This window comes from Pseudomonas sp. HMSC057H01 (assembly GCF_001836405.1).
In the GTDB taxonomy this organism is placed as follows: Bacteria; Pseudomonadota; Gammaproteobacteria; order Pseudomonadales; family Pseudomonadaceae; genus Pseudomonas; species Pseudomonas aeruginosa.
Genome location: NZ_KV828449.1, coordinates 1 through 270, shown reverse-complemented (window position 1 = coordinate 270; position 270 = coordinate 1). Strand labels below are relative to the sequence as shown.

Sequence of the window (270 nt, the reverse complement as noted above, 5' to 3'; positions counted from 1 at the left end):
CTTCTTCCAGTTCGAACTCGACGACATCGAACGCAAGGTTCCCTTCGCCAACGACGAAGGTGAATTTCAGGTCTCTTTGACGCATGGATCGTTCCCTGTTCCGGGTGGGCAGTTCCTTTCCAATCCATTGGAGGAGCAAGCCACGTTACTCTTGCTCAGCCGGCGCCGAAAGTCTTTGGCTCTGTGTCGATTTCGCGAAGTCGCGGACATTTTCGGCTCGACGGAGAACCGGCCGCACAGGTGTACGACCGGTGTGCCTGTCAACTCACC

General features: G+C 56.3%; 1 protein-coding gene. It reads right to left on the bottom strand.

Annotated features, from left to right (window positions below):
• Positions 1-85: hypothetical protein (locus tag HMPREF2581_RS33825; RefSeq protein ID WP_371914910.1), on the bottom strand; the 85-nt coding region annotated here is incomplete at its 3' end.
• Positions 86-270 lie beyond the last annotated feature (185 nt).